Genomic DNA, 23,382 nt, shown 5'->3' on the forward strand with positions numbered 1-23,382 from the left:
TTGGCATAAAAAGGGGCTGCCGCCCAGCAAAAATATTTGCTAATGCGACAGCCCCTTTGGGCTTTTATTTGGTTTATATTGCGTAGAAGATTTTATCTGTTCCTCTCATAAGAGAATCATGCGTCTGTATCCTGCAGAGCCAGGAAGCCTTCCTCGCCGGTACGGATCTTGACAACGTTTTCGATATCGTAAACGAAGACCTTACCATCACCGATCTGACCGGTATGAAGAACTTCTTTGGCAGTATCAATAACCTTCTGAACCGGTACAAGACTTACAACGATCTCGATCTTAACCTTCGGACGGAGGTTCATGTCGACTTCAACACCACGATAGTAGGTTGGAGCACCCTTCTGAACACCACAGCCCATAACGTTTGTGATAGTGATACCGGTTACGCCGATCTCGTTCATAGCCTGCATAAACTCATCTAGCTTGTTCTGACGTGTGATGATAACAACCTTTGTCAGTTTGTGTACGCCGTCTGCAGGAATTTCAGGAACAGATTCAGCAGGAGCAGAAGGAGCATGCTTTACAACAGGGGCTTTTACGGAAGTTCCCATTGGAGTCGGAGCCTTTGTCATGGTATCCTGTACAAAGAATCCATCGTATGCACTTGCGAGGCCATGCTCTTTCATATCCAGACCTGCGATCTCTTCCTCAGCGGAAACACGAAGTCCGATCGTGTGTTTGATCACCTGGAAGATAATTGTCATAGTAACAGCAACCCATGCGATGGTGATAACCATACCAATAAACTGAACACCGAAGCCATGGAAACCACCGCCTGTGAGAAGACCTTTCCACTCGGTACCTGCACCGTCGGAGAAAAGACCGACAGCAAGAGTTCCGAAAGCACCGTTAAGACCGTGAACGCCAACAGCACCAACCGGGTCATCAATTTTGAGAACTTTATCAACAAATTCAATACCAAATACTACAATGAATCCGGAGAGGATTCCGATGATAGCTGCAGATGTAGGAGATACGGTATCACAGCCTGCTGTGATGGCTACCAGTCCTGCAAGAGAACCGTTCAGGGACATGGAAACATCCGGTTTTTTATAGCGGATCCATGTGATCAGCATAACTGTTACAGTAGCAACAGCAGCTGCAAGGTTTGTTGTTACAAAGATCTTTCCGGCGCTTACAATGGCATCGCCTTCCATGCTGACAGTAGATGCACCGTTGAAACCGAACCAGCAGAACCAGAGAATGAATACACCAAGTGCACCAACCGTAAGGTTATGTCCCGGGATCGCTCTGGATTTACCGGATTTGGAATATTTTCCGATACGAGGTCCGAGGATGATGGCACCGATCAGTGCAGCAACACCACCAACCATGTGAACGGCACAGGAACCTGCGAAATCATGAAATCCCATCTGGCTGATAAAGCCGCCGCCCCAGATCCAGTGACCGGATACAGGATATACAACGAGACTGATCAGTAAACTGTAGATACAGTAGGAGATGAATTTAGTACGCTCTGCCATGGCACCGGATACGATGGTAGCAGAAGTAGCACAGAATACAGTCTGGAAGATGAGAAATGCCCAGAAAGGAACTCCATCCGGAAGCATTGCGTTTCCGTAGTTTGCCTCTGAGGCGATTCCGCCAATCTTGCCGAAGAAACCGTTTCCTGCACCGAACATGATGCCAAATCCAACCAGCCAGAAGACCGGTGTACCGATACAGAAGTCCATCAGGTTTTTCATGATGATATTTCCTGCGTTTTTTGCTCTTGTGAATCCTGTTTCGACCATTGCAAATCCAGCCTGCATGAAGAAGACCAGTGCTGCACCGACGAGGACCCAAGTTGTGTTTACTGAAGAATACATAGTAACACTCCCTTTCCCAATTTTTTTCTTTCCTATTATGTATAGAAAGAATTTTTGTAATACCGGACAAAAAACAGACAGAATTTATCCAGTATCAGTATAACGAAAAAGCGCAGGAGAGAGGAAATTCTCTTCCGCGCCTTTACGAAATCAAAATTAGTATATGTAAAACAGGGGATATCTGTATCGTGTGATTAATGGATGAGGAAATCGATAATGAATTATGAAGTAGAGTTCATAAGGGATATCCCCTGTATTTACCGTATGAAATTGTTATCTGATATCCGTGATCAGATGGAGAATAACAGCTCGTCGTAGGTCGGATAAGGAAGTAACTCATCCGGGATCAGAGCCTCTGCCTCATCTGCAGATTTTCTTAAAGTTTCCATGTCTTCCAGAACAGTTTCCTGATAAGCCTTGGAGCATGCAAGTACATCGTCAGAAGAAGCAAGAGCTTTTGCTGTATCTGCTTTCAGAGTTTCCAGATCTTTTGCCATGGTGTCTGCAAGTGTACTCAGTTTGGAGATCAGAGCAGCTTCACTTGCTACAGAAATATCAGCTACTACGGATTTCTTTGCAGCTGCAGTATCTGCAAGCTTTTCAACATATGTATATACAGAAGGAATTACCTGCTTCTGGATCATCTCAGCCAGAGTGTTGGACTCGATGTTGATGGTCTTGTAATAGTTCTCAAGCCAGATCTCGTAACGGGAGAAAAGCTCTTCCTTTGTAAAAATGCCATGCTTTGTAAACAGCGCAATGTTCTTCTCAGCAATGAAATGCGGAAGTGCATCCGGAGTTGTTTTCAGATTGTAGAGACCACGTTTCTCAGCTTCTTCAACCCATTCGTCTGTATATCCGTTTCCGTTAAAGATGATGCGTTTATGCTCTTCAATGGTCTTCTTAAGAAGTGCATGTACTGCGTTTTCCATTTCTTCTTCCGGAACATCCTTAAGAGCTGCGCTGAATTCTGCAAGAACCTCTGCAACAGCGGTATTCAGTACGATGTTCGGGTTTGCGACAGATGCTGCAGAACCAAGCATACGGAACTCAAATTTGTTTCCGGTAAATGCAAATGGTGAAGTACGGTTTCTGTCTGTGGTATCCTTTATGAAGTGCGGAAGTACCTTTGCTCCGATATCCAGCTGTACCGCATGCTTATTGCTGAAGAAGGTATCGTTTTCAATAGATTTCAGTACGTCTGTCAGCTCATCTCCAAGGAAGATGGATACGATCGCAGGCGGTGCCTCGTTTGCTCCAAGACGATGATCGTTTCCGGCGCTTGCAACGGATACGCGGAGAAGATCAGCATAATCGTCAACGGCTTTGATGACAGCTACCAGGAATACCAGGAACTGTGTATTTTCTGCCGGTGTTTTTCCTGGATCAAGAAGGTTTACACCTGTGTCTGTGCTCATGGACCAGTTGTTGTGTTTACCGCTTCCGTTGATTCCCTCAAATGGTTTCTCGTGAAGGAGGCAGACCATGTTGTGCTTGTCGGCAACCTTCTTCATGATCTCCATGGTCAGCTGGTTGTGGTCAACAGCAACATTTGTGGTATCAAATACAGGAGCCAGTTCGTGCTGTGCAGGAGCAACCTCGTTATGTTTTGTTTTGGCTGGAATGCCAAGTTTCCAAAGCTCTTCGTCAAGATCATGCATGTAAGCAGCAACGCGAGGCTTCAGGGCTCCGAAGTAATGATCTTCCATTTCCTGTCCTTTTGGTGCAGAAGCGCCCAGAAGAGTACGGCCGCAGAAGATCAGATCTTTTCTCTTCTTGTAAAGATCCTTGTCAACCAGGAAATATTCCTGCTCAGGTCCTACGGTTGTGTTGATGTGACGGACCTCTTTGTTTCCGAGGATGTGAAGAATACGAACCGCTTCTTTGTTCAGAACATCCATGGAACGAAGAAGAGGAGTTTTCTTATCCAGTGCCTCTCCGCTGTAGGAACAGAATGCAGTAGGAATGTAAAGAGTTTTATCTTTAATGAATGCAGGTGAAGTAGGATCCCATGCTGTATATCCTCTTGCTTCAAAAGTAGCACGAAGTCCGCCTGACGGGAAGCTGGATGCATCCGGCTCACCTTTTACCAGCTCTTTACCGGAGAAATCCATGATCACCTGTCCGTCACCTGTAGGGGAGATGAAGCTGTCATGCTTCTCAGCAGTTACGTTTGTCATCGGCTGGAACCAGTGTGTGTAATGTGTCGCACCGTTTTCAGTAGCCCATTCTTTCATTGCAACTGCTACGGAATTTGCAACGTCCAGTTCCAGATGAGTTCCGTTTTCAATTGTTTTCTTTAATGCTTTGTACATGTCCTTTGGCAGTTTGCTTCGCATCACTTTGTCATTGAATACAAGGCTGCCATACATTTCAGGGATACTCTGTGCCATATAGGTACACTCCTTTCGATTTCACTCATTCATTATAATTTTTAATTATTTTATAAGGACCGCTGCCGGAAGAACCGGGTATAAACGGACCGGAAAACAAAAAAAGCGCTTCAGATACTTGCCGTATCCAAAGCGCCTTTGCTTTATGTGTTGCAGTATACACCAAAATAAAATATTGTCAAGAGCTTTTTTGAAAAAATCTAAAAAATTGACCAGGGCGATCGGACTGTCGGAAAATAGGCAGGGTTGACAAATCTTGTCCTTTTATTATAATCTGATATCGTAGTTATACAGTCGAAAAGTCAGCAATCGCTATAAGTGATTGAGGCAAAAGAAGCTTTTTGACCAGTGACAAAGATGTACAATACGGAAAGAACAGATGGAGGGAAATATGTCAGGAGTAAAGGAAGAATGTGGCGTATTCGGGATTTATGATCTGGATGGAGGGAATATTGCACCATCTATTTATTATGGTCTTACCTCGCTGCAGCACAGGGGACAGGAGTCCTGCGGAATGGCCGTTTCAAGGACGGACGGAGAAAGAGGAAACGTACAGTTCCATAAAGATCTCGGACTGGTAAGCGAAGTTTTGCGAAAAGATGTTGTACATAATATGAATGGTGATATCGGAATCGGACATGTTCGTTATTCCACCACCGGAGAATCTGTCGCAGAGAATGCACAGCCGCTGGTACTTTCTTATATCAAGGGAAGTCTGGCACTTGCGCACAACGGAAATCTGGTTAATACAGAAGCTCTGAAATGGGAGTTGATTCAGACAGGCGCAATTTTCCATACAACTACCGACTCAGAGGTTATCGCGTTCCATATCGCAAGAGAACGTGTGCATTCTGCCACTGTAGAGGAAGCAGTACATAAAACCGTAGAGAAGATCCGCGGAGGATATGCTCTTGTGATCATGAGCCCCCGGAAGCTGATCGGTGCCCGTGATCCTTACGGACTGAAACCCCTCTGTCTTGGAAAAAGAGATAATGCCTATGTCCTTGCATCTGAAAGCTGCGCGCTGACATCTGTAGGAGCGGAATTTATCCGTGATATTGAACCGGGTGAGATCGTCACGATCACCAAGAACGGACTGAAATCCAGTAAACTGACTGAGAAGAAAAAGCATGCTCATTGTGTTTTTGAATATATTTATTTTGCAAGACTGGATAGCACCATGGATGGCGTGAAAATCTATGATGCAAGGATCCGTGGAGGAAAATCTCTTGCAAAATCCTATCCGGTAGAAGCGGACCTGGTGACCGGTGTACCGGAATCCGGACTTCCGGCAGCAAAAGGCTATTCTGAGGAATCCGGAATCCCGTTTGGCTTTGCGTTCTATAAAAACAGTTACATTGGAAGAACTTTTATCAAGCCTACACAGCAGGAGAGAGAGTCCAGTGTCCATCTGAAGCTGAGCGTTCTGGAATCCGTGGTGAAGGGGAAGAGAATCGTTCTGGTGGATGATTCCATTGTCCGCGGAACTACCATTGCCAATCTGATCCACATGCTGAAAGAAGCAGGAGCAAAAGAAGTCCATGTACGTATCAGCTCCCCGCCATTTTTACATCCCTGTTATTTTGGTACCGATGTGCCGTCCAATGACCAGCTCATCGCAGCACAGCACAGCACGGAAGAAATCCGTAAGATGATCGGTGCAGACTCCCTGGGTTATATGCAGATCGATTATCTGGAAGGCATGGCAGGTGGACTTCCGCTGTGTAAAGCATGTTTTGATGGCAATTATCCGATGGAAATACCGGCAGAAATCAAACAGGATTAATGAACTATGTGGAATTAATCTCACAGTAAAAAATAATGGATTGAAAAACGAAAATGTAAAAACTGCACAATAAATATATAAAAAACCCGGATTTTGTCATATAAAATCCGGGTTTTTATAGAAAGACTCTTAAAAACGATAAAAAACATCAACTTGACAAATCTGACAATATGAGACATAATGTGGAACAGCCAGATGAAAAAGGCCGCTGGTCTGGAATATACAGGAAAACAGCAAGACCGAAAAAAGGCCGGTTTTTTGCCGAGATAAAAGAGAGGATGATATTTATGTCTAAAAAAATTAGATTGAATGCGACAGAGGATGTTAAAGAATTTGTTAAGGCTGCAAGTAAATGTGATTTTGATGTAGATATTTCATATAACAGAATTTTAATTGATGCAAAATCTATTCTTGGAATCCTCAGCATGGATCTGACCAGAGTTCTTACAGTAACCTGTCATGGCGAGGATCATGAGTTTGATCGTTTCCTTCAGAAATATGCAGTTGCCTGACAGACAGTGCAGAGACAGACAAGATATGAAAGACATAAAAAGAAAAGGCAGACGTGACTGCAGAGACAGGAGATCAGTTTGAAATCCTCAGCAGGCGTCTGTTTTTTCTTTACATCCATTTCATAGGAAGAAATTCCGCAGACTATATGAAAAATCAGTTATTGACAAATAAAAAAAAATAGTTTATAGTAAATCATATTTTATATGAAAGATAACTGACAAAGGCGTCAGGAACGGATACCACAGGGGAATTCTCACCCCTTGAAATCTGTTCCGGACGCCTTTTTGTTGTGGAACACAAAATGGAGGAGGAAATCGAAGATGGCAGTAAAGTATGTTTTTGTAACAGGTGGAGTTGTTTCCGGTCTGGGAAAAGGAATTACCGCAGCGTCTCTTGGGCGCCTTCTGAAAGCCAGAGGGTATCAGGTGACCATGCAGAAATTTGATCCCTACATTAATATTGACCCGGGAACTATGAATCCCATTCAGCATGGAGAGGTTTTTGTAACGGATGACGGTACAGAGACTGACCTTGACCTTGGACATTATGAGCGTTTCATTGATGAAAGCCTTGACAAAAATTCCAATGTGACAACCGGTAAGATTTACTGGTCTGTTCTTCAGAAAGAGCGTCATGGTGATTTCGGCGGAGGTACCGTTCAGGTGATCCCGCATATTACCAATGAGATTAAGAGCCGTTTTTACAGAGCAAAATCCGCAGACGAAGACAGAATTGCCATCATCGAGGTTGGTGGTACAGTCGGTGATATTGAGAGCCAGCCGTTCCTGGAATCCATCCGTCAGTTCCAGCATGATGTGGGACATGACAATGCGATCCTTATCCATGTAACTCTGATCCCGTATCTCCGTGCTTCCGGAGAGATGAAGACCAAACCCACCCAGGCCAGTGTAAAAGAGCTTCAGGGAATGGGAATCCAGCCGGATGTCCTGGTATGCAGAAGTGAGTATCCTCTTACCGAGGATATCCGTGGAAAGATCGCCCTGTTCTGTAATGTACCTGTAAGCAATGTGCTTCAGAATCTGGATGTGGAATATTTATATGAAGCTCCTCTTGCAATGGAGAGAGAAAAGCTTGCAGACGTAGTACTGCAGAGCTTAAGACTGGAGAATCGCAAACCAGATCTTACAGACTGGGAAAATATGGTAGAAAATCTCCGCCACCCGGATAAAACAGTAAAGATCGCCATGGTTGGTAAATATACACAGCTTCATGATGCATACTTGAGTGTTGTGGAAGCACTGAAGCATGGCGGGATCTCTTGCCGTGCAAAGGTTGATATCACTTGGGTGGACTCCGAAGAACTCAATGAAAAAAATTTGGATCAGACTCTCCATTCTGTAGATGGAATCCTGGTTCCGGGAGGATTCGGAAACCGTGGTACAGAAGGAATGATCCTTGCGGCACAGTATGCAAGAGTTCATAAGATCCCATACCTTGGGATCTGCCTGGGAATGCAGATGGCTATTGTGGAATTTGCCCGCCATGTGCTTGGATATGAAGATGCCAACAGTATTGAGCTGGCACCGGAAACAACACATCCGGTCATTGCCCTGATGCCGGATCAGGAGGATGTGGAAGATCTTGGAGGAACTCTTCGTCTTGGAAGCTATCCGTGTGTGCTTGCAGAAGGCTCCAGATCCTATGAGCTTTTTGGAAAGAAAGAGATCCAGGAACGTCACAGACATCGTTATGAGGTAAACAACGCATTCCGTAAGGAACTGGACGAAAAGGGAATGTCCATTGTGGGAACATCCCCGGATGCTCACATTGTTGAGATGATCGAAATTGCCGGACATCCGTTCTTTGTGGGAACCCAGGGACATCCGGAATTTAAATCCAGACCAAACCATGCACATCCACTGTTCCGTGGATTTGTGCAGGCGGCAGTTGATAAAAAGACGGCAGAAGAAGCTGCAATGAAAGGATGAGAAAAATGAGAGAAGTAGCAAATCAGCAGCAGGGCCTCTACCGCCCTGAATTTGAACATGATAACTGCGGTATCGGAGCCGTTGTTAATATAAAAGGAAAGAAAACACATGATACAGTTGCCAATGCTCTTAAGATCGTAGAGAATCTTGAGCATCGTGCTGGTAAGGATGCAGAAGGAAAAACCGGTGATGGTGTCGGTATCCTTCTTCAGATCTCCCACAAATTTTTTAAGAAGGTCTGTAAAAAAGAAGGCTTTGATATCGGCGGAGAGAGAGAATACGGTGTAGCCCAGCTCTTTTTCCCACAGCAGGAGATCAAACGTGCCCAGGCAAAGAAGATGTTCGAGATCATCGTGGAAAAAGAGGGCCTGGAGCTTCTTGGATGGCGTACAGTACCGGTCTTCCCGGAGGTTCTTGGTCATAAAGCGAAAGAGTGCATGCCGTGCATTATGCAGGCATTTGTTAAAAAGCCGGAGGATGTGGAAAAAGGTCTTGCCTTTGACCGTATGCTTTACATCGCACGTCGTGAATTTGAACAGAGTAATGATAATACTTACGTAGTTTCCATGAACAGCCGTACCATCGTATACAAAGGTATGTTCCTGGTAGGACAGCTCCGTACCTTCTTTGGCGATCTTCAGAGCCAGGATTACGAGTCTGCCATTGCAGTGGTACATTCCCGTTTCAGTACCAACACGAATCCAAGCTGGGAGAGAGCACATCCGAACCGTTTCATCGTACATAACGGTGAGATCAACACAATCCGCGGAAACGCCGATAAGATGCTTGCACGTGAGGAAAACATGGAGTCTCCGTATCTGAAGGATGAGCTTCACAAGGTCCTTCCTGTAGTTAACCGCAATGGTTCTGACTCTGCAATGCTTGACAATACCCTGGAATTCCTGGTTATGAGTGGAATGGATCTTCCACTTGCAGTGATGATCACGATTCCGGAGCCATGGGCAAACAACGATACGATTTCTCAGGAGAAGAGAGATTTTTATCAGTACTATGCGACTATGATGGAGCCATGGGACGGTCCTGCGTCCATTCTGTTCTCAGATGGTGATGTGATGGGAGCAGTTCTTGACAGAAACGGTCTTCGTCCATCCAGATACTATATCACATCGGATGGCTATATGATCCTTTCCTCCGAGGTTGGTGTTCTTCCTGTGGATGAGGAGAAGATCGTATTAAAAGAACGTCTTCATCCGGGAAAAATGCTTCTGGTTGATACCGTTCAGGGTCGTGTCATTGATGATAATGAGCTCAAAGAAAAATATGCGAAAAAACAGCCTTATGGTGAGTGGCTGGACAGCAATCTGGTACAGCTTCGTGATATCAAGATCCCGAATCAGAGAGTTGTCGAATACACTCCGGAGGAGAGAGCACGCCTTCAGAAAGCTTTCGGATATACTTATGAGCAGTACCGTACTTCGATCCGAAACATGGCATTAAACGGCGCAGAAAGCATCGGAGCCATGGGACATGATACTCCCCTTGCAGTATTTTCCAAGGAACATTATCCGTTGTTCGATTATTTCAAGCAGCTTTTTGCACAGGTAACAAATCCGCCGATCGATGCGATCCGTGAGGAGATCGTTACTTCTACAAGTGTATATGTAGGTAAAGACGGAAACCTTCTGATCCAGAAGCCGGAGAACTGTCAGGTGCTGAAGATCAACAATCCGATCCTGACCAATACCGATATGCTGAAGATCAAGAATATGAAAAAGGACGGCTTCAAGGTTGTAACACTTTCTACATTATATTATAAGAGCACAAAGCTTGAACGTGCCATTGACCGTCTGTTCGTAGAGGTAGACAAAGCCTTCCGTGAGGGAGCAAACATCCTGGTCCTTTCTGACCGCGGTGTGGATGAGAACCATATGCCGATCCCGTCCCTGCTGGCGGTTTCCGCAGTACATCAGCATCTTGTAAAAACAAAGAAGAGCACTTCCCTTGCCCTGATCCTGGAGTCCGGTGAGCCGAGAGAGGTACATCATTTCGCAACACTTCTCGGATATGGCGCAAGTGCAGTCAATCCGTATCTGGCACTGGATACGATCCATGAGCTGATCGATACACATATGCTGGATAAGGACTATTACGCAGCAGTTGATGATTACAATCATGCGGTGATCAGCGGTATCGTAAAGATCGCTTCCAAGATGGGTATTTCCACTATCCAGTCCTATCAGGGATCTCAGATCTTTGAGGCAATCGGAATTTCCCAGGATGTGATCGATCGTTACTTTACAGGAACCGTAAGTCGTGTAGGCGGAATCACATTGGAAGATATCGAGGATAATGTAGAAAAACTTCATTCTGAGGCATTTGATCCCCTTGGGCTTGCCACAGATCTTACTCTGGACAGCGTAGGTGCCCATAAAATGAGAAGCCAGGGTGAGGAGCACAAATATAACCCGCGTACCATTCATCTTCTCCAGCAGTCCACAAAACAGGGCAGCTATGAGATGTTCAAGGAATATACAAAGCTGGTAGATGACGAGGGTCATGGAAACTTAAGAGGTCTTCTGGACTTTAAGTTTGCCAAGGAGCCTATTCCGATCGACCAGGTTGAGAGTGTTGAGGATATTGTAAAACGATTTAAGACAGGTGCCATGTCCTACGGTTCTATTTCACAGGAAGCACATGAGACATTGGCTATTGCCATGAACCATCTCCATGGAAAATCCAATACCGGTGAGGGTGGTGAAAGTGATGAGCGTCTGGATTCAGCAGGAACAGACAATGACCGCTGCTCTGCAATCAAACAGGTAGCTAGCGGACGTTTCGGCGTTACTAGCCGTTATCTGGTTTCCGCAAGAGAGATCCAGATCAAGATGGCACAGGGTGCAAAGCCGGGTGAGGGCGGACATCTTCCTGCAAAGAAGGTATATCCGTGGATCGCAAAAACCCGTCATTCCACACCGGGAGTCAGCCTGATCTCTCCGCCGCCACATCATGATATCTATTCTATCGAGGATCTGGCAGAATTGATCTATGACCTGAAAAACGCCAATAAATATGCGGATATTTCCGTAAAGCTGGTTTCTGAGGCGGGTGTTGGTACGGTTGCAGCCGGTGTTGCAAAGGCCGGTGCACAGACTGTTCTGATCTCCGGATATGACGGAGGTACAGGAGCAGCGCCAAGAAGCTCTATCCATAATGCAGGACTTCCATGGGAGCTTGGACTTGCAGAAACACACCAGACGCTGATCATGAACGGACTTCGTAACCGTGTACGTATCGAGACAGACGGTAAGCTGATGAGCGGCCGTGACGTTGCCATTGCAGCACTTCTCGGTGCAGAGGAATTCGGTTTTGCAACAGCGCCACTTGTAACGATGGGCTGCGTGATGATGAGAGTCTGCAATCTGGATACCTGCCCGGTAGGTGTGGCTACACAGAACCCGGAGCTGCGTAAGAGATTCCGCGGAAAACCGGAGTATGTGGAGAACTTCATGCGCTTTATTGCACAGGAGCTGAGAGAGTACATGGCACGCCTTGGTGTTGCCACCATCGATGAGATGGTAGGTCGTACAGACCTTCTTACAGTTTCTGACAGTGTGCAGGAGCCGCATAAGGGTAAGGTTGACTTAAGTGCCATCTTGAATAACCCATATGCAGGAAAGGGCAAAGTAACCTTTGATCCGAAGGCTGTATACAATTTCAATCTTGAGAAAACTCTGGATGAAAAAGTTCTGGTCAAGAAATGTGCACCGGCGATCCAGAAGGGTGAGAAAGTTTCTGTTGATGTAAATGTTACCAATACAGACCGTGCATTTGGTACCATCCTCGGATCTGAGATCACAAGAAATCATAAGGATGGACTTCCGGAGGATACGGTAACTGTAAACTGTACAGGTGCAGGCGGACAGAGCTTCGGTGCCTTTATTCCGAAAGGACTGACATTGAAACTGACCGGTGACAGCAACGACTACTTCGGAAAAGGCCTTTCCGGTGGAAAGCTGATCGTTAAGGTTCCGGAGAAGGCCGGATACAAGGCTGAAGAGAACATCATCGTCGGAAACGTGGCACTCTATGGTGCGACCAGCGGAACTGCATTTATCAACGGTGTTGCCGGTGAGCGTTTTGCAGTACGTAACTCCGGTGCGGTTGCAGTTGTTGAGGGTGTTGGCGAGCATGGCTGCGAGTACATGACAGGCGGCCGTGTGGTAGTTCTTGGAAAAACAGGAAAGAACTTTGCAGCAGGTATGAGCGGCGGTATCGCTTATGTCCTTGATGTGGATAACGTTCTTTATAAGAACCTCAATAAAGCAATGATCTCCATTGAAAAAGTGGAGAATAAATATGATAAAAAAGAGCTTCGTGATCTTATCGAGGCTCATGTGGAAGCAACAGGCTCTGAGATCGGTAAGAAGGTGCTGGCTGATTTTGATTCCTATCTGCCTCACTTCAAAAAACTCATTCCGGATGAGTACAAGAGAATGATCACATTAAGTGCAAAGCTGGAAGAAAAAGGTCTGACCAGCCAGCAGGCACAGATGGAAGCGTTCTATGAGAGCATCGGCGTGAAACATTAAGGAGGATGAGGAAATGGGAAAGCCAACTGGATTTTTAGATTATGAAAGAGAAACGGCAAAGGTTCTGCCGCCAAAGGAACGTATTCAGAATTTCAACGAATTTCGTATTCCATTAAATAAAGAAAAACAGAAACTTCAGGGAGCACGCTGCATGGCTTGCGGCGTCCCCTTCTGCCAGTCAGGTATGATGATCGGCGGAATGGCTTCCGGCTGCCCGCTGCACAACCTGGTTCCTGAGACAAATGACCTTGTGTACACAGGAAACTGGAAGCAGGCATTCCTTCGTTTAAACAAGACACACAGCTTTCCGGAGTTTACATCCAGAGTGTGTCCAGCACTTTGCGAAGCTGCATGTACCTGTAACCTGAACGGAGATCCGGTCAGCACAAAGGAGAATGAGAAAGCAATCATTGAGACAGCCTATGCAGAAGGATGGGTAAAACCGCAGATCCCGCCTGTCCGCACAGGAAAGACGATCGCAGTCATCGGAAGTGGTCCTTCCGGACTGGCAGCAGCACAGCAGCTGAACCGCCGTGGCCACAGCGTAACCGTATTTGAGAGAAACGACCGTATCGGAGGACTTCTCCGCTACGGCATTCCGAACATGAAGCTGGAGAAAAAGATCATTGACCGCAGACTGAAGCTGATGGAAGAGGAAGGCGTGAAATTTGTTACCAATATCAATGTTGGTGTTGACATCACTGCAGAACAGCTTCTGAAGGATTATGACCGTGTCCTTCTCTGCTGTGGAGCTTCTCATCCGAGAGATATCAAGGTTCCGGGAAGAGATGCCAAGGGAATTTACTTTGCAGTGGATTTCCTGAAGCAGGTAACAAAAAGTCTTCTGGATACAGATTTTGCAAAATTTCCATATGAGCTTGCAAAGGGCAAAAATGTTCTGGTCATTGGCGGTGGTGATACCGGTAATGACTGTGTGGGAACATCCATCCGTCTGGGGGCGAAATCTGTAACACAGCTTGAGATGATGCCGCAGCCTCCTGCAGCAAGAACTCCTTCCAATCCATGGCCGGAGTGGCCGAAGGTCCTGAAAACTGATTATGGCCAGGAAGAGGCTATTGCAGTATTCGGCCATGATCCTCGGATCTATCAGACAACCGTTACCGAGTTTATCAAGGACAAAAAAGGAAATGTCTGCAAGGCCAAGATCGTAAAACTGAAAAGCGTAAAGGATGAAAAGACCGGAAGATTTAATATGGTACCGGTTGAGGGCAGTGAGGAAGTGATCCCTGCAGATGTGGTCCTTATTGCAGCCGGCTTCCTTGGCAGCGAGAAATATGTGACAGATGCCTTCCGTGTAGCGCTTACACCAAGAACCAATGTGGAAACAAAACCGGAGCAGTATGCAACAAGCGTAGATCGTGTGTTCACAGCAGGTGATATGCATCGTGGACAGTCCCTTGTCGTATGGGCAATCCATGAGGGACGTGAGGCTGCGAAAGCAGTGGACGAATCACTGATGAGCTATTCATATTTACAGTAAAATAACAGATACCAGGGGCAAAAGGTCAAAAAAACTGTTCGTGTTTCCGCGATAAAGCTTTTGAACTTTTGCCCCTTTTAAAAAATGGTTGACAAAGAATTGACCGATTGCTATAATTACGTCCATGAACAAGGGTGTTCTTCAGGAGCGGAAGCTCTCTGAAGTGCACCCTTTTTCTGATTTTGAGGGTAATTATTTTGTGTGATGAGGAAATAAAGGAGAGAATACTATGGGGAATTATACCAGAGAAGAGATTCTTGCAATGGCAGAGGAGGAAGACGTAGAGTTCATCCGCCTCCAGTTTACAGATATGTTTGGAACTCTGAAAAATATTGCGATCACAGCAAGAGAGCTTCCAAGAGCCCTGGATAACCAGTGCGTTGTATATGGCTCTCATATTGCGGGCATTGTGGGAGAAAAGGAGCCGGATCTGATCCTGTATCCGGATTATAATACTTTTTCAATTCTTCCATGGCGTCCTCAGCAGGGAAAGGTTGCAAGACTGATCTGTGATATGCGCCGTGCAGACGGATCAGAGCATGAGATGAGCTCCAGATATATTCTGAAAAAAACAGCGCAGGCAGCAGAGGAGGCAGGGTATACCTGTTATGTTGACCCGGAATGCGAGTTTTTCCTGTTTCATATTGATGATAACGGAATGCCTACAACGGTTTCTCACGAAAAGGCCGGATATCTGGATGTAAGTCCGGTGGACTTAGGCGAAAATGCAAGACGTGACATGGTACTGACTCTTGAGGATATGGGATTTGAGGTGGAATCCTCTCATCATGAGACAGCACCTGCACAGCATGAGATCGCCCTTCATTACGGGGAAGCACGTGAGATGGCAGACGAAGTTATAACCTTTAAGATGGCAGTAAGAACTATAGCCAAACGTCATGGACTTCATGCGACATTTATGCCGAAGCCAAGACGGGAAGTAAACGGTTCAGCCATGCATATCCATTTTTCACTGTTTAAAAATGGAAAAAATATTTTCGTGGATCCGGAGGATCCGTCCAGATTAAGTGAAGAGGCATACTATTTTATCGGAGGTCTTCTGGCTCACAGCCGTGAGATGACTCTGATCACCAATCCGCTTGTAAATTCTTATAAGCGTCTTGTACCTGGATTTGATGCACCTACAGAGCTGACCTGGACGAGAAATAACCAGAATTCACTGGTAAGGATCCCGAGAGTCAATGGTGCTGATACCAGGATCGAGCTTCGAAGCCCGGATGCTGCATCCAACCCATACCTTGTTTTTGCGGTATGCCTGGCAGCGGGCCTGGATGGAATCCAGAAGAAGATCTATCCTACAAAAGCTTCTAACCGTTCTCTTTCCGAGTCGGATCAGAAGGAACAGGGTATCGAGAATTTACCGGAGAACCTGCGGGAAGCGATCACACTGTTTGAGGACAGCAGCTGGATGAAGGAAATCCTTGGAGAAGCTTTCTGCAAACAGTATGCGCAGGCCAAGAGAAAAGAGTGGCTGCGTTATTCTCAGGAGATTTCCGACTGGGAGATCGAGGAGTATCTGTATCGGATCTGATGAACGAGGCATAATGGGACGAAAGAGAGTGGCGGCTTATGAACACGAGTATCGTGATTGCATTACCGAAAATAGAAGATGCAAAAAAGATCCGCACAGTCCTTAACCGATATGGATTCACGGTGGCGGCAGTATGCAATTCAGGTGCCAATGCCCTTGCCAGTATCTCGGAGCTTGATGGCGGCGTTCTGCTTTGCGGTTATCATCTTCAGGATATGTACTACCGTGATCTTCTGGACTATATGCCGGATTATTTTGAAATGCTGCTTATGGCCTCCCGGGGAGTGATCAGTGAGGCACCAACCTCCGTTTTATGTGTGGGAATGCCTCTGAAGGTCGGAGATCTGGTAAATACGGTGAGCATGATGATCTTTCAGATCGAAAGGCGCTGGAAAAAAGATAAGAAAAAGCCGAAGCAGCGTTCATGGAAAGAACAGAATTATATTTCAAATGCAAAGATGCTTTTAATGGAAAGAAATCACCTGAGCGAGGATGACGCATACCGCTATATCCAGAAATGCAGTATGGATTCCGGAACCAATATGGTTGAAACGGCCCAGATGGTTCTGATGCTTTTATATGATTCTGTGTAAAAAACAACAGGGCGGACAGAAATGATCTGCTCTGAATGCCTGATATCACACCGGATCGGGAAAAATTCCGCAGGGGATTTCCTGATTCGGTGAAACTACTTTGAATTGGAGGATGAGGGAATGGAATTTATGGATGGAATCTGTAAGACTAGAGAATGTGCCTGGGATGTGCTTCTTTCCGAGAGCATGAAAGACCAGGAAGCAACAGTGGAAGGTGCAATACACAGCATCCGTAATATGGGTGACGTGGCATTTGTGATACTTCGAAAAAAAGAAGGGCTTTTTCAGACCGTATATGAAAACGACAAGACAAATGTTTCCATTCATGATCTGAAGGAGGCAATGTGTGTGCGTCTCACAGGAACTCTTCATGAGGAAGAAAGAGCGCCTCACGGAAGAGAACTCCGCATCAGCCATGTGGAGATCCTTTCCTCACCTGCAGAGCCTCTTCCGCTGGCCATCGACAAATGGAAGCTGAACACTTCCCTGGAGGCAAAGCTGAATTATCGTCCTATTGCCCTGCGTAATGTGCAGGAGCGTGCAAAATTCAAGATCCAGGAGGCTCTGGTGCGGGCATTTCGTGATTACCTCTATGAGAAGGGGTTCACCGAGATCCACACACCGAAGATCGGAGCCAGAGGTGCAGAGGGTGGTGCAAACCTGTTCAAGCTGAGTTATTTCCATAAACCGGCAGTTCTGGCACAGAGCCCGCAGTTTTATAAACAGATGATGGTAGGTGTTTTTGACCGTGTATTTGAGACCGGCCCTGTATTCCGTGCAGAGAAGCATAACACAAAACGTCATCTGAATGAATATACAAGCCTTGATTTTGAGATGGGCTATATCAACGGATTTGATGATATCATGGAGATGGAAACCGGATTTCTCCAGTATGCGGTAGAACTTCTTAAGAAAGACTACGCTCATGAGCTTTCCATTCTGAAGGTGGAGCTTCCGAAGGTGGACAAGATCCCGGCAGTACGTTTTGACAAGGCCAAAGAGCTGGTAGCTGAAAAATATAATCGTAAGATCCGCAACCCATATGATCTGGAGCCGGAGGAAGAAGCGCTGATCGGAAGATATTTCAAAGAAGAATATGATGCTGATTTTGTTTTTGTCACACATTATCCGTCTAAGAAGCGTCCGTTCTACGCAATGGATGATCCGTCAGATGAGAAATTTACATTAAGCTTTGACCTTCTGTTCAAGGGACTTGAGGTAACTACAGGCGGACAGCGTATCCATGATTATCAGATGCTGAAGGATAAGATCGCAGCCCGTGGTATGGATGAAGAGGGTATGGAGCAGTATCTGGATACCTTCAAGCATGGAATGCCGCCTCACGGAGGACTTGGAATCGGACTGGAACGTCTTACCATGCAGATCCTCGGAGAAGAAAACGTTCGTGAGACCTGTCTGTTCCCACGTGATATGAACAGACTTGAGCCGTAATAAGGAGAAAAAAGATGGCAAAGATAATCGATGATGAAACAATGGAAAATGTCTGCATCCTTGCAAAGCTTTCTCTGACAGAGGATGAAAAGGAAAAAGCAAAAGAGGACATGCAGAAGATGCTGGATTATGTAGACAAGCTGGATGAACTTGACACTTCTTCCGTAGAGCCCATGTCCCATATTTTTGAGGACGAAAATGTATTTCGTGAAGATATTGTGACAAACGGAGACAATCATGAGGCGATGCTTGCCAATGCACCGAAACAGAAAGAAAACCAGTATCAGGTTCCGAAAACAATTGGATAAGACAGGAGACAGGACATGGATTTGGGAAAATTAACCGCATTACAGCTTGCGGAAAAGATCAAGCAGCATCAGATAAGCGTCCTGGACGGTGTGAAATACGTATTTGATCAGATCGAAGCAAAAGAGGACAAGGTCCACGCTTATCTTGATACTTACAAAAAAGAAGCCTATGCAAGAGCAAAAGAGGTACAGAAGGGCATTGAGGATGGAACCTATACAGGACCTCTTGCCGGTGTACCTATTGCAATTAAGGACAATATCTGCATCAAGGGAAAAACAACTACCTGTGCATCGAAGATCCTTGAGAATTTTGTGCCGCAGTACAATGCCGAGGTTATTGACCGTCTGGAACAGGCAGGTCTTGTGATCATCGGAAAGACAAACATGGATGAGTTCGCCATGGGAAGTACCACAGAGACATCCGCTTACGGCGTCACCAGAAACCCGTGGGATCTGGAGCATGTTCCGGGCGGCTCCTCCGGTGGTTCCTGTGCGGCAGTGGCAGCAGGAGAGACTTACCTGGCACTGGGTTCTGATACCGGCGGTTCCATCCGTCAGCCAAGCTCCTACTGCGGTGTTACCGGAATCAAACCGACCTACGGAACAGTATCCCGTTACGGACTGGTTGCCTATGCATCCTCTCTGGATCAGATCGGACCGGTAGGAAAGGATGTTGCAGACTGTGCGGCACTTCTTGAGATCATTGCCGGACACGATGCCAAGGACAGCACATCCATGAAGAGAGAGGATCTTGATTTCTCCGCTTCTATGACGGATAAGATCGTGGGAATGAAATTCGGCGTGCCGAAGGAATATCTCTCAGAGGGACTGAACCCGGAGGTAAAAGAGGCCTTTATGAATATGCTGAAGAGCCTTACCGAGATGGGCGCAGTGGTAGAATTTTTCTCCATGAAGACAACAGAATATATGATCCCTGCCTACTACATCATTGCCAGCGCAGAGGCCAGCTCAAACCTGGAGCGCTTTGACGGCGTGAAGTACGGTTTCCGTGCAAAAGAGTACGAGGGGCTTCATGATATGTACAAGAAGACAAGGACTGAAGGTTTCGGCGAGGAAGTAAAGCGCCGTATCATGCTTGGCTCCTTTGTGTTAAGCTCCGGTTACTACGATGCTTACTATCTGAAAGCACTTCGCACAAAAGCCCTTATCAAAAAGGAATTTGATCAGGCCTTTTCCAAATATGATGTTCTTCTTGCCCCGGCATCACCGTTTACCGCACCGAAGCTGGGAGAGAGCCTGAAAGATCCTCTTGCCATGTATCTTGGCGATATTTATACGGTAGCAGTAAACCTGTGCGGACTTCCCGGAATCACAGTTCCATGCGGAAAAGACGCAGCAGGACTTCCGATCGGGATCCAGATGATCGGTGACTGCTTCAAAGAAAACAACCTGTTCCGCGCAGCACACGCCTATGAGAAAAAACGTGGTGATTTCGGAACAGCAATGGAAGGGGGAGAAAAGGCATGAAACAGTATGAGACAGTCATAGGACTTGAGGTGCATGTGGAGCTTGCCACAAAAACAAAGATCTTCTGCGGATGCTCCACAGAATTCGGAGGCGCACCAAATACACATACCTGCCCGGTCTGCACCGGTATGCCGGGCTCTCTTCCGGTCCTCAACAAAAAAGTGGTAGAGTTTGCCATCAAGGCAGGTCTTGCGGCAAACTGTCATATCCATCAGTACTGTAAGTTTGACCGTAAGAACTATTTTTACCCGGATAATCCCCAGAACTACCAGATCTCTCAGCTGTATCTGCCGATCTGCTATGACGGAGCTGTTGAGATCGAGACTTCCGCAGGCAAAAAGACCGTACGTATCCATGAGATGCATATGGAGGAGGATGCCGGTAAGCTGATCCATGATGAGTGGGAGGACTGCTCCCTGGTTGACTACAACCGAAGCGGGGTACCGCTGATCGAGATCGTATCCGAGCCGGATATGAGAAGTTCCGAGGAGGTTATCGCATATCTGGAAAAGCTCCGCTGCACCATGCAGTATCTTGGAGTTTCTGACTGTAAGCTCCAGGAGGGCTCCATGCGTGCCGATGTCAACCTTTCCGTCCGTGAGGTGGGAAGTGAGACCTTCGGAACAAGAACAGAGATGAAGAACCTGAACTCCTTCAAGGCCATTGCGAGAGCGATCGAAGGAGAGAGAGAACGTCAGATCGAGCTTCTGGAAGAAGGAAGAGCCGTTGTACAGGAGACAAGAAGATGGGACGATAACAAAGAGTCTTCCCATGCTATGCGTTCCAAGGAGGATGCAAAGGATTACCGTTACTTCCCGGACCCGGATCTTCCGCCGATCCACATTTCCGATGCATGGATCGAAGAGCTGCGTACTTCCATTCCGGAGCTTCGTGAAGCCAAGATGGAGCGTTATCAGAAGGAGTATGAGCTTCCGGCTTATGATGCAGGGATCCTGACCGAATCCAGACATCTGGCAGGACTTTTTGAGGAGACAGCAGTTCTTCTCGGAAACCCGAAAAAGGTGGCAAACTGGTTTATGGTGGAGGTTCTCCGCCTGACAAAGGACAAGGGCCTTGATCCGGAAATGGTAAGCTTTACCCCGAAGCATCTGGCAGACCTTCTTTCCATGGTGGAGAAAAAAGAGGTCAGCGCACAGAATGCCAAGAAAGTATTTGAAAAAGTGTTTGACGAGGATATTGATCCGGTTGTATATATAGAAGAGAATGGTCTTAAGATCGTAGAAGATACAGGCCTTCTCACCGAAACTGTGAAAAAGATCGTAGATGCAAACCCTGGACCGCTGGCAGAGCTTCTGGGCGGCAAGGATAAGGTTATGGGATTTTTTGTAGGACAGCTGATGAGAGAGCTGAAAGGCAAGGCAAATCCTGACAGCGTCAGAAAAGTACTGGCAGAGGAAATTGAGAGAAGGAGATAAAATACTATGGTTACAGTAAATCAGAATTATTTAAAACTTCCGGGAAGCTATCTGTTTTCCAATATCGCAAAGAAGGTAAGCGCATATAAGGAGGCCAATCCGGAATTTAAGGATTCTGTGATCAGTCTTGGAATCGGTGATGTGACACAGCCCCTTGCACCGGCGATCATCGATGCCCTTCATAAATCCGTAGACGAGATGGCACACGCAGAAACCTTCCACGGATATGCTCCGGATCTCGGATATGAATTCTTAAGAAGTGCCATTGCAAAAAATGATTATCAGTCCAGAGGCTGCGACATCAGCGCAGACGAGATCTTTGTTTCCGATGGAGCAAAAAGTGATTCCGGAAACATCCAGGAGATCTTCGGACTGGATAACAAGGTTGCAGTCTGCGATCCGGTTTATCCTGTATATGTAGATACCAACGTTATGGCCGGACGTACTGGTCTTTATAACAAAGAGCGTGAGAACTTTGACGGTGTGATCTACATGCCCTGCAAAGAGGAGAATGGTTTCCTTCCGGAGATACCGGCAGATGAAGTACCGGATCTGATCTATCTCTGCTTCCCGAACAATCCTACCGGCGGTGCGATCACAAAGGCAGCTCTTCAGGAGTGGGTTGACTACGCCAACAAAAACGGCTGCGTGATCATCTATGATGCAGCATATGAGGCATATATTTCTGAGGAGGATGTCCCGCACAGCATTTATGAGTGCGAGGGTGCAAGAACCTGTGCCATCGAGCTTCGAAGTTTTTCAAAAAATGCTGGCTTTACAGGCGTTCGTCTTGGCTTTACCGTTGTTCCGAAGGAACTGGTGCGTGATGGCGTAGAGCTTCACAGTCTCTGGGCAAGACGCCACGGAACCAAGTTTAACGGTGCTCCGTACATTGTACAGAGAGCAGGCGAGGCTGTTTACTCTCCGGAGGGAAAAGCACAGCTGAAGGAGCAGATCGCTTATTACATGCGTAATGCAAAGACTATCCTAGAGGGACTTTCCGCAGCAGGATTTTCCGTGTCTGGTGGAAAAAATGCTCCATATATCTGGCTGAAAACACCGGATCAGATGACCTCCTGGGAGTTTTTTGATTATCTCCTTGAGAAAGCACACATCGTAGGAACACCAGGTTCAGGCTTTGGTGCACATGGTGAGGGATACTTCCGTCTGACTGCATTCGGAAGCTATGAGAATACACTGGAAGCGATTGAGAGAATTAAAAATCTGTAATACAGGTGTAAATTGCGAGGCAGGTCTTTGTAAAAGGTCTGCTTCGTTTTCGTTTATAAGAAATTTTTTGAGCAAATTCAGGAAATTGGCAATGAGGATTGCGAAAATTTATCATATCGTTTATAATTGTACAGGAAGTGAAACGCAGAACACAAAGAGGCTGTGTTTATGAAATTCACAAATTTACGCAATCACGAAAGGGGATTTTATCATGGGTATCAGAAGAGTAGAAAATATGTGCGGCGGTAAAGGCCATGTGATCATCAAAGACATTCTTGAGGGAGACGAGCTGAAAGGAAAATGCGGACTTTACGCACAGGTTACTATCGAGAAGGGATGTTCCCTTGGATACCATGAGCATCATGGAGAGACAGAAACCTACTATATCTTAAGCGGTGAAGGCGAGTATGATGATAACGGTGTGAAACGTCCGGTAAAGGCCGGTGATATCACCATTACACCAGACGGAAAAGGTCATGGCCTTGCAAATACAGGAGAGACAGATCTTGTATTTATGGCACTGATCATTTTTGACTGATCATAAAACAAAAACAGAATAACAGGACAGAAAGGGCCGTACTGCATGATTATGCGGATGGCTCTTTTTGAATGAAAAGTTTAAATTGTATAAATAAAAAATATTTTTTGATTTTTTTAGAAAAAAGTGTTGACATAGGAAGGATGCTTTGCTATACTATCACTTGTCGCGAGGAAGAAGATAAAGAATCCCGAAGAAATGCGATATGCGGAAGTGTCGGAACTGGCAGACGAGCAAGACTAAGGATCTTGT

Annotated in this window: 16 protein-coding genes; 14 read left to right on the forward strand and 2 right to left on the reverse strand. The window is 46.1% G+C overall.

Annotated elements, in window-relative coordinates; all coding sequences use genetic code 11:
• Window positions 1–116: 116 nt before the first annotated feature.
• Window positions 117–1,841 carry an ammonium transporter gene (locus GPK58_RS08715; RefSeq protein ID WP_022426742.1) on the reverse strand — a complete coding sequence of 575 codons (1,725 nt, stop codon included), beginning with the start codon at window positions 1,839–1,841 and terminating at the stop codon, window positions 117–119.
• Window positions 1,842–2,131: 290 nt separating this feature from the next.
• The gene (locus GPK58_RS08720; protein WP_215638514.1) at window positions 2,132–4,234 is read right to left on the reverse strand and encodes a glutamine synthetase III family protein; all 2,103 of its coding nucleotides are present in this window, start codon (window positions 4,232–4,234) and stop codon (window positions 2,132–2,134) included.
• A gap of 391 nt (window positions 4,235–4,625) precedes the next feature.
• Between GPK58_RS08720 and purF the strand changes: the two genes are divergently transcribed.
• From purF to GPK58_RS08790, 14 genes are all read left to right on the forward strand, one after another.
• A complete protein-coding gene (gene purF, locus GPK58_RS08725; RefSeq protein ID WP_015525743.1) occupies window positions 4,626–6,020 on the forward strand; it encodes an amidophosphoribosyltransferase in 1,395 nt (464 codons plus the stop codon).
• 278 nt (window positions 6,021–6,298) lie between these two features.
• On the forward strand, window positions 6,299–6,532 hold the full coding sequence (locus tag GPK58_RS08730) for an HPr family phosphocarrier protein (protein WP_431833604.1): 234 nt from the start codon (window positions 6,299–6,301) through the stop codon (window positions 6,530–6,532).
• A 321-nt stretch (window positions 6,533–6,853) separates the two neighbouring features.
• The gene (locus GPK58_RS08735) at window positions 6,854–8,482 is read left to right on the forward strand and encodes a CTP synthase (RefSeq protein ID WP_022426745.1); all 1,629 of its coding nucleotides are present in this window, start codon (window positions 6,854–6,856) and stop codon (window positions 8,480–8,482) included.
• Window positions 8,479–13,032, forward strand: coding sequence for a glutamate synthase large subunit (gene gltB / locus GPK58_RS08740; protein ID WP_215638515.1), 4,554 nt, complete (start codon window positions 8,479–8,481; stop codon window positions 13,030–13,032). Before GPK58_RS08735 ends, gltB begins: the two co-directional genes overlap by 4 nt.
• A gap of 13 nt (window positions 13,033–13,045) precedes the next feature.
• Window positions 13,046–14,533 (forward strand): glutamate synthase subunit beta, encoded by a 1,488-nt coding sequence (locus GPK58_RS08745; RefSeq protein ID WP_173759092.1) that lies wholly within the window; start codon window positions 13,046–13,048, stop codon window positions 14,531–14,533.
• Window positions 14,534–14,762: 229 nt separating this feature from the next.
• Window positions 14,763–16,085 (forward strand): type I glutamate--ammonia ligase, encoded by a 1,323-nt coding sequence (gene glnA, locus GPK58_RS08750; RefSeq protein ID WP_173776039.1) that lies wholly within the window; start codon window positions 14,763–14,765, stop codon window positions 16,083–16,085.
• Between the two features lie 38 nt (window positions 16,086–16,123).
• Window positions 16,124–16,678, forward strand: a complete 555-nt coding sequence (locus tag GPK58_RS08755) for an ANTAR domain-containing response regulator (protein ID WP_215638516.1) — start codon at window positions 16,124–16,126, stop codon at window positions 16,676–16,678.
• 120 nt (window positions 16,679–16,798) lie between these two features.
• Window positions 16,799–18,130 (forward strand): aspartate--tRNA(Asn) ligase, encoded by a 1,332-nt coding sequence (gene aspS, locus GPK58_RS08760; RefSeq protein ID WP_215638517.1) that lies wholly within the window; start codon window positions 16,799–16,801, stop codon window positions 18,128–18,130.
• Window positions 18,131–18,144: 14 nt separating this feature from the next.
• Complete coding sequence (gatC, locus tag GPK58_RS08765; protein ID WP_110102034.1) at window positions 18,145–18,438, forward strand: Asp-tRNA(Asn)/Glu-tRNA(Gln) amidotransferase subunit GatC; 294 nt, start codon at window positions 18,145–18,147, stop codon at window positions 18,436–18,438.
• A gap of 15 nt (window positions 18,439–18,453) precedes the next feature.
• The gene (gene gatA / locus GPK58_RS08770; protein ID WP_215638518.1) at window positions 18,454–19,926 is read left to right on the forward strand and encodes an Asp-tRNA(Asn)/Glu-tRNA(Gln) amidotransferase subunit GatA; all 1,473 of its coding nucleotides are present in this window, start codon (window positions 18,454–18,456) and stop codon (window positions 19,924–19,926) included.
• Entirely contained in the window at window positions 19,923–21,362 is a 1,440-nt protein-coding gene (gene gatB, locus GPK58_RS08775) for an Asp-tRNA(Asn)/Glu-tRNA(Gln) amidotransferase subunit GatB (RefSeq protein WP_215638519.1), read from the forward strand. The genes gatA and gatB overlap by 4 nt, the downstream gene beginning before the upstream one ends.
• 6 nt (window positions 21,363–21,368) lie before the next feature.
• Window positions 21,369–22,592, forward strand: coding sequence for an LL-diaminopimelate aminotransferase (locus GPK58_RS08780; protein WP_021651140.1), 1,224 nt, complete (start codon window positions 21,369–21,371; stop codon window positions 22,590–22,592).
• 211 nt (window positions 22,593–22,803) lie between these two features.
• Entirely contained in the window at window positions 22,804–23,130 is a 327-nt protein-coding gene (locus GPK58_RS08785; RefSeq protein WP_021977941.1) for a cupin domain-containing protein, read from the forward strand.
• A gap of 71 nt (window positions 23,131–23,201) precedes the next feature.
• A partial coding sequence (locus GPK58_RS08790) for a hypothetical protein (RefSeq protein ID WP_215638520.1) occupies window positions 23,202–23,382 on the forward strand: 181 nt, incomplete at its 3' end.

It is taken from the genome of Blautia sp. MCC270 (assembly GCF_018785605.1).
Classification (GTDB): Bacteria; Bacillota; Clostridia; order Lachnospirales; family Lachnospiraceae; genus Blautia_A; species Blautia_A fusiformis.

Coding starts and splice junctions, on each gene's coding strand:
- GPK58_RS08785 (WP_021977941.1), top strand. CDS start 22,804: ATGGGTATCAGAAGAGTAGAAAATATGTGCGGCGGTAAAGGCCATGTG.
- GPK58_RS08730 (WP_431833604.1), top strand. CDS start 6,299: ATGATATTTATGTCTAAAAAAATTAGATTGAATGCGACAGAGGATGTT.
- gltB (WP_215638515.1), top strand. CDS start 8,479: ATGAGAAAAATGAGAGAAGTAGCAAATCAGCAGCAGGGCCTCTACCGC.
- GPK58_RS08780 (WP_021651140.1), top strand. CDS start 21,369: ATGGTTACAGTAAATCAGAATTATTTAAAACTTCCGGGAAGCTATCTG.
- GPK58_RS08715 (WP_022426742.1), bottom strand. CDS start 1,841: ATGTATTCTTCAGTAAACACAACTTGGGTCCTCGTCGGTGCAGCACTG.
- GPK58_RS08755 (WP_215638516.1), top strand. CDS start 16,124: ATGAACACGAGTATCGTGATTGCATTACCGAAAATAGAAGATGCAAAA.
- glnA (WP_173776039.1), top strand. CDS start 14,763: ATGGGGAATTATACCAGAGAAGAGATTCTTGCAATGGCAGAGGAGGAA.
- GPK58_RS08735 (WP_022426745.1), top strand. CDS start 6,854: ATGGCAGTAAAGTATGTTTTTGTAACAGGTGGAGTTGTTTCCGGTCTG.
- GPK58_RS08720 (WP_215638514.1), bottom strand. CDS start 4,234: ATGGCACAGAGTATCCCTGAAATGTATGGCAGCCTTGTATTCAATGAC.
- gatB (WP_215638519.1), top strand. CDS start 19,923: ATGAAACAGTATGAGACAGTCATAGGACTTGAGGTGCATGTGGAGCTT.
- purF (WP_015525743.1), top strand. CDS start 4,626: ATGTCAGGAGTAAAGGAAGAATGTGGCGTATTCGGGATTTATGATCTG.
- gatC (WP_110102034.1), top strand. CDS start 18,145: ATGGCAAAGATAATCGATGATGAAACAATGGAAAATGTCTGCATCCTT.
- aspS (WP_215638517.1), top strand. CDS start 16,799: ATGGAATTTATGGATGGAATCTGTAAGACTAGAGAATGTGCCTGGGAT.
- GPK58_RS08745 (WP_173759092.1), top strand. CDS start 13,046: ATGGGAAAGCCAACTGGATTTTTAGATTATGAAAGAGAAACGGCAAAG.
- gatA (WP_215638518.1), top strand. CDS start 18,454: ATGGATTTGGGAAAATTAACCGCATTACAGCTTGCGGAAAAGATCAAG.